This is a genomic window from Moraxella caprae DSM 19149 (assembly GCF_000426885.1).
GTDB classification, from domain to species: domain Bacteria; phylum Pseudomonadota; class Gammaproteobacteria; order Pseudomonadales; family Moraxellaceae; genus Moraxella; species Moraxella caprae.
Genome location: NZ_AUGF01000068.1, coordinates 1 through 6,995 on the forward strand (window position 1 = coordinate 1; position 6,995 = coordinate 6,995).

Annotated in this window: 5 protein-coding genes and 1 pseudogene; 3 read left to right on the forward strand and 3 right to left on the reverse strand. The window is 47.0% G+C overall.

Annotated features, from left to right (window positions below; all coding sequences use genetic code 11):
* Positions 1 to 290 (forward strand): IS30 family transposase (locus K941_RS0111705; RefSeq protein WP_029103758.1); only part of this gene is annotated, 290 nt, incomplete at its 5' end.
* Positions 291 to 497: 207 nt separating this feature from the next.
* On the opposite strand, the gene lpdA is transcribed toward K941_RS0111705, so the two are convergent.
* From lpdA to K941_RS0111720, 3 genes are all read right to left on the reverse strand, one after another.
* Positions 498 to 1,943 carry a dihydrolipoyl dehydrogenase gene (gene lpdA / locus K941_RS0111710; RefSeq protein WP_029103759.1) on the reverse strand — a complete coding sequence of 482 codons (1,446 nt, stop codon included), beginning with the start codon at positions 1,941 to 1,943 and terminating at the stop codon, positions 498 to 500.
* Positions 1,944 to 2,003: 60 nt separating this feature from the next.
* Entirely contained in the window at positions 2,004 to 3,224 is a 1,221-nt protein-coding gene (gene odhB, locus K941_RS0111715; RefSeq protein ID WP_029103760.1) for a 2-oxoglutarate dehydrogenase complex dihydrolipoyllysine-residue succinyltransferase, read from the reverse strand.
* A gap of 98 nt (positions 3,225 to 3,322) precedes the next feature.
* Complete coding sequence (locus tag K941_RS0111720) at positions 3,323 to 6,169, reverse strand: 2-oxoglutarate dehydrogenase E1 component (RefSeq protein ID WP_036388328.1); 2,847 nt, start codon at positions 6,167 to 6,169, stop codon at positions 3,323 to 3,325.
* Positions 6,170 to 6,422: 253 nt separating this feature from the next.
* Between K941_RS0111720 and K941_RS17245 the strand changes: the two genes are divergently transcribed.
* Both K941_RS17245 and K941_RS17835 read left to right on the forward strand, forming a co-directional pair.
* Complete coding sequence (locus tag K941_RS17245) at positions 6,423 to 6,794, forward strand: hypothetical protein (protein ID WP_115341036.1); 372 nt, start codon at positions 6,423 to 6,425, stop codon at positions 6,792 to 6,794.
* Positions 6,795 to 6,885: 91 nt separating this feature from the next.
* A pseudogene (locus K941_RS17835) lies at positions 6,886 to 6,995 on the forward strand (IS5/IS1182 family transposase); the annotation flags it as partial.

The following is a 6,995-nucleotide window of genomic DNA, read 5'->3' on the forward strand; positions in this document are numbered from 1 at the left end:
ATACAATCACACCAGATAGAGGGAAAGAATTTGCCAAACATCAAGAAATAACAGACCACTTAAAAGCAACCATCTACTTTCCACCACCAAGACAGCCTTGGCAAAGAGGAAGTAATGAAAACACCAATGGGTTATTAAGAGAATATTTCCCCAAAGGGTCTGATACTAACCAGTGGGACAATCAATACATACAAACAAAGGTCGCAAAACTCAATCTGCGACCTAGAAAATGTTTAAATTGGCGAACACCTTATGAGGTCTATTATCAAAAGGTGTTGCAGTTAGTTTGATGATTTAAGGCTAATAAAAATCAGGCACATAGAGGAATTTTTAAGAAATGCCAATTCTCATTTACAAATTGATGCTAACTATAATAATAAAACCTATTTTCATATAAAAATAAATTCATGATTAAATAAATTTTCACACACTAATCACGCCGATGAGTGATGCGTGTGAAAAACGCCCATCAAATGATGAGCGTTTTTAATCATCAATTAACGCTTCTTACGCTGAATCGCATGAATGGCTCGACCGTCTGCTGACAATACCGCCTCATGCACCGCTTCTGATACGGTTGGGTGAGCGAATGTCATGAGCTGTAGGTCTTCTACACTTGACACAAATTCAAGGGCAATCATACCTTGGTGGACGATGTCGCCAGCACCCGCACCTACCATGTGTAAGCCTAGCAAGCGGTCAGTCTTGGCATCAGCCACAACCTTAATCACACCCACGCCCTCGCCTTGTGCCAAGGCACGACCGTTGGCAGATAGGTTGAATGAGCCAGTTTTGACTTCATGTCCACGGGCACGTGCTTGCTCTTCGGTCAAGCCCACCCACGCAATCTCAGGGTGCGTATAAATCACACTGATGATGGTATCGTAGTTTACTTGGGCTTTTTCGCCATGAATGCGTTCTACCGCCATCATGCCTTCTTCCATCGCTTTGTGGGCAAGCATTGGGCCACGCACCAAGTCGCCAATGGCATACACGCCATCTAGGTTGGTTTTGCATTGGTCATCTACCGCCACAAGTCCACGCTCAGTCAGCTCAATCCCACAGCCGTCCGCAAGTAAGCCTTCACTGTACGCACGGCGACCCACGCACACGATAAGTTTGTCAAAGGTTTCGGTTTTGGTTTCGCCTTTGACATCCGTGGTTACAACCACTTCGCCACCCACCACCTCAGCACCCGTCACTTTGGTGTCCACACGGATGTCAAGACCTTGTTTTTTAAGGAGTTTGCCTGCTTCTTTGGCGATGTCTTTATCGGCAACTGCCAAGAACTCTGGCATGGCTTCGTACACTACCACTTCTGAGCCAAGTCTTCTCCATACCGAGCCAAGCTCCAAGCCAATCACGCCAGCACCGATAACACCAAGACGTTTTGGGGCTTCGCTAAATTCTAAGGCACCTGTACTGTCTACGATAAATTCGCCGTCAGTTTTGGCAACTGGGATTTCAATTGGCACAGAACCTGCCGCCAAAATCACATATTTGGCAGTAATGGTGGTCTCGGTGCCGTCATGAGCGGTAAATTTGACTTGTTTTTCGGCTGATTTGCCGTCAAGCAAGGTACCCACGCCTTGTAGCCAGTCCACGCCATTGCCTTTTAATAGACCTGCCACACCTGCGGTCAAGCCTTTGACAATACTGTCTTTGCGTTCTAGCATTTTGGCAACGTCAATCGCCACATCGCCTGTCGTGATACCGTGTTCGGCAAGTTCATGGCGGGTTGCTTCATAGCGGTGTGAGCTGTCAAGCAAGGCTTTTGATGGGATACAACCCACGTTTAGGCAAGTACCGCCGAGGGCAGGCTCGCCTTTGTGAATGCGTTTTTCGATACAAGCGGTGCTAAACCCAAGTTGAGCTGCACGAATGGCAGCTTCATAGCCACCAGGCCCGCCACCGATAACCACTAAATCATATGAATTTTTCATCATTATTCTCTCTTATTTTAAAAATAAAATGCCCACCCTTTGAGCAGGCATTATAACACATTACAAATCCAAAATCAGACGGGCTGGGTCTTCAATCAGCTCTTTAATCGTTACCAAGAATTGTACCGCATCTTTACCATCAATCAAACGATGGTCATAAGACAGGGCAAGATACATCATCGGTAGGATAACCACTTCGCCATTGACCGCCATAGGACGCTCATTGATGGCGTGCATACCTAGGATAGCAGTTTGTGGTGGGTTGATGATTGGGGTAGATAGGAGCGAGCCAAACACACCGCCGTTAGTAATGGTAAATGTACCGCCAGTCATCTCTTCAATAGACAATTTGCCTTCACGGGCTTTGGTGGCGTAATCACGGATACCGCCTTCGATGTCGGCAAGACCCATGCTGTCAGTATCACGAAGGACAGGCACAACCAAACCACGGTCGCTTGACACCGCCACGCCCACGTCATAGTAGCCGTGATACACAATGTCATCGCCATCAATAGACGCATTGACCGCAGGGAAACGCTTCAACGCTTCGGTGGCTGCTTTTACAAATAGCGACATAAAGCCCAATTTTACGCCATGGCGTTTTTCAAATTGGTCTTTGTATTTGGCACGCAAGTCCATCAGTGGCTTCATGTTTACTTCGTTAAAGGTCGTAAGCATGGCGGTTTCTTGGGTGGCGGACAATAGACGCTCGGCGATACGCTTACGCAGACGAGTCATTGGCTCACGTTTTTCGATACGCTGACCGATGGCAGTAGCGATGACTTGACCGTTGTCGCCTTTTAGAGTGGGGTTCACCATGTCAGACTTGGTGACACGACCGCCACGACCTGAGCCTTGTACGTCTGCTGGGTTTACGCCTGTTTCTTTGGCAGCTTTACGCACGGCAGGGCTTTGGTCTTTAAAGTCGCCTTCTGCTTCGGCTTTTGGCTGTACAGGAGCGGCAACGCTGGCTGGGTCAATGGTTGTGCCTTTGTCAGCTTCATCTTTGGACAGCTCTTCGCTCTCAGCTTTTGGAGCAGCAGTAGCACCTGCTTCAAAAGTGGCGATGACTTCGGCAGACACCACGGTGCTGTCCACACCTTTGGTAATGCTACTAATCACGCCATCATCAGGGGCAACCACTTCTAACACAACTTTGTCGGTCTCAATCTCGGCAAGCAGTTGGTCGCGGGCAACTTGCTCGCCCTCGGCAACGTGCCATTCTACGATGGTACCGTCTTGTACCGATTCTGGAAATACGGGGGCTTTAATGTCAGCCATGATAAACTCCTAAGAATTAATTTGCAGTTTTGATAAATTAATAAATAAAATGAAAAGACAGATAAACCCACAAATCATGAGTTTATCTCGCCACTTACTTATAGTTGGTCTTCGCTCACACCCAGACCTTGGGCAATCAGAGATTTTTGCTGTGCCGCATGAATCTTTGGCGAGCCTGTCGCAGGAGCCGCCGCCGCAGGACGACCTGAGGCAGGAAGTAGTTTGGCTTTGCCTTCTGTCAAGCGGTGTAGCTCTGGCAGTAGATAGTACCACGCACCTTGGTTAAGTGGCTCTTCTTGTGTCCAGATAATTTCGCTAAGATTTGGGTATTTGGCAAGCTCTGCCAAGATACGCTCTTCTGGCAATGGATAAAGCTGTTCAATACGCACAATGGCGATGTGGTCAAGCCCAAGCTTACGGCGAGCTTCAAGCAGTTCATAATACACTTTACCGCCACACAGCACCACACGAGTTACCTTGCTGTTGTCAATGCTGTCAATCTCAGGCAACACACTTTCAAATTTGCCATTTGCCAAGTCATCAAGCTGAGATGTGGCAAGCGGATGACGAAGTAGCGATTTGGGCGACATGACAATAAGTGGCTTACGAGCTTTTTGGACAACTTGACGGCGTAGAGCATGGAAAATCTGAGCAGGCGTTGTCGGGGTGATGACCTGCATATTGTCCTCAGCACATAGCTGTAAGAAACGCTCCAAACGAGCCGATGAATGCTCAGGACCTTGACCTTCAAAGCCGTGTGGTAATAGCATGGTCAGACCTGATAGACGTTGCCATTTGGTCTCACCCGATGAGATGAACTGGTCAATAACCACCTGAGCTCCGTTGGCAAAGTCACCAAACTGAGCTTCCCACACAATCAGAGCATTTGGTACGGTGGTAGAATAGCCGTATTCAAAGGCAAGTACCGCTTCTTCTGATAGCAGTGAGTTGTAGGTGGCAAAGCGGGCTTGCCCCTCACGAATGTGCTGTAATGGGATATATAGGCTGGCGTCTTTTTGGCTGTACAGCTCGCTATGACGGTGTGAGAATGTCCCACGACCCACGTCCTCACCTGTGATACGCACAAGCGAACCCTCATCCACAAGCGATGCGTATGCCAACGTTTCGGCAGCACCCCAGTTTAGGGGCTCTTGACCTGTTTGCATGGCAAGGCGTTGCTCTAGCACCTTGGCAACTTGACGTTGTAACTCAAAACCCTCTGGTACTTTTGCCATCGCTTGTGCGTAGGATTTGAGCTTTTCAACAGGTACGCCAGTTTGGACGTCATCGGTCAAGCCATGACCCACATAAGGCGACCAATCCACAAACAAGCTGGTATCAGGTTCTTTGGCAAGCCCGTGAGCCACGTCCTCGCCATTGTCTAGGGCGATGCGATAGTCGTCTTCAATTTGGGCAGATTCTTCTTTGGTCAATACACCCTCAGCAACCAGTTTGTCAGCGTACTGAGTGCGAGTGGTGGGCAGTTTTTTGATGACTTGATACATAAGTGGCTGAGTCGCTGACGGCTCGTCCGATTCGTTGTGTCCGTTACGGCGATAGCAGACGATGTCAAGCACGACATCACGACCGAATTTGGTGCGATAGTCTAGCACAAGCTGGCTTGCGAACACCACCGCCTCTGGGTCATCGCCATTGACGTGTAACACGGGTGCATGTACCATTTTGGCAACGTCCGTGCAGTACTCGGTAGAGCGTGCATCGTCAGGGCGAGACGTGGTAAAGCCCACTTGGTTATTGATGACGACATGTACCGTACCGCCTGTTTTATAGGCACGGGTTTGTGACATCTGGAAAGTCTCCTGGTTGACACCTTGACCTGCAAAGGCGGCATCGCCATGCACCACGATAGGCAGTACCGTACTGTTGTCAATGTCATAGCCATAAGCCTCGCTACGGCGGGCTTGACGAGCACGCACCGAGCCTAGCATGACAGGAGAGACGATTTCTAAGTGCGACGGGTTAAATGCCAAGGCAAGGTGCATCTCTCCGCCTTTGGTGATGACGTTTGAGCTAAATCCATTGTGGTATTTCACATCGCCCGAGCCGACCGTTGGCTGAACTTTACCATCAAATTCATCAAACAGGACAGATGGGTTTTTACCCATGATATTGACAAGCAGGTTTAGGCGACCACGGTGAGCCATGCCGATGACGACTTCTTTGGTGCCATAGGTTCCCACACGCTGAATCATCTCATGCACCGCAGGAATGAAGCTCTCGCCCCCTTCTAGACCAAAACGCTTAACGCCAGTGTATTTACGAGCCAGATATTTTTCTAGACCCTCGGCGGCGGTCAAGCGGTCAAGGATTTCTAATTTTTTGTCTTTGTCAAATCTGATAAAGCCTTGATTTTGCTCAATGTATTTTTCAATCCATTTTTTCTCGGTGGCGGTAAACACGTGCATGTACTCATAGCCAATGCTGCCGCAATAGATACGCTCACAAATCTCAATAATCTCACGCAGTGTCGCTGACTCTTTGCCGATGTGCATGAGCGTGGTTGGGAAAGTCGTATCAAGGTCAGCCTCGGACAGACCATGATAGGCCAAGGTCAAATCCTCAATGCCATCACGCTTTTGTAGTCCCAAGGGGTCAATCTTAGCGACACGATGTCCACGACGACGATAGGCACTGATAAGTTGCTGCACTGCCATCTGTTTGGGGTCGCAGTCGCCTGTCCCAACGGTCTGCACAGTGGGGCGAGCGTTGGTTTGGTTGCGGGCTAGGAGCAAGAACTGCTCTTTAATGGCATTGTGCAGGGCATCGCCTGCTTGCTCATAATCGGCAAAGTATTTTTGCCACTCGATGCTTACACTTGCCTTATCCGCCAAATAGTCCTCGTACAACGCCTCAATATACGCTGCACCATCTGCGGTGAGTTCGGTGCTTTGATAAGCCACCGTATCTTTGCTACTTTTTGTCATAATATTCGCCATATTATTTTTAAGGAAAATTTTGATACATTGTTGCATTAGGTCAGCGAATGATGAGCATGGCAAAACCGTCTGTCGGCAAAATCATCTCGCTCACTCTAAAATCTATCCATGAATCCGTCCCAAATTAAGCCAAGGACAGTTTCATCAAATAAATACTGTATAGTTTACGCCATTTGACAAAATATAACAAGTTACAATGGTTTTAAAAATGTGAATAGAGTTTAATTTTTGAAAAAAACATATGTTTTTACATTTATTTCAATCTAAAATTTCAATAGATTTATATTTTAAAAAACATTATTTTAAATTTTTAATCGAAACTGGTCATTTGCCCATTCTAGTACCAAGGAGAGTACCGCTACCATCAAATCACCTTAACGTCCATGCCACTAACCTGTCTGTCGATACCAATGCATACTCAAAAATAAAAATGTCGGTTAAAACATCCATTACCAACACAGAGACAAATAGTTTTGACACAAACACCTCCAATGTTAAAAAATTAACAATAGCAACAATCTCAGACGTTGCACCTTTTAATTTTTCTGATGAAAAAGGAGCCATTACAGGTTTTGATTCTGATGTATTGCATTGTCAAAAACAAAAAGCTTAACATCCAATTTAAACCAACAACATTTGAAAGCTTATTTTGCCGAAATTAGATTAGACCTCCTGCAAAACCCATTCTATGCTAAAATACCTCAATGAACTATGAAGCCTCCACACACCTATCCGACACCAAATTCAAACGCTTAGTTGGCATTGAACGCAGGGTTTTTAATGAAATGCTTGCTTGTTTAGAGCAAGCACAAGC

Bases quoted from the DNA above. Each gene is read 5' to 3' on its own strand.
- lpdA (WP_029103759.1), bottom strand. From the start codon at position 1,943: ATGAAAAATTCATATGATTTAGTGGTTATCGGTGGCGGGCCTGGTGGC.
- odhB (WP_029103760.1), bottom strand. From the start codon at position 3,224: ATGGCTGACATTAAAGCCCCCGTATTTCCAGAATCGGTACAAGACGGT.
- K941_RS0111720 (WP_036388328.1), bottom strand. From the start codon at position 6,169: ATGACAAAAAGTAGCAAAGATACGGTGGCTTATCAAAGCACCGAACTC.
- K941_RS17245 (WP_115341036.1), top strand. From the start codon at position 6,423: ATGTTTTTACATTTATTTCAATCTAAAATTTCAATAGATTTATATTTT.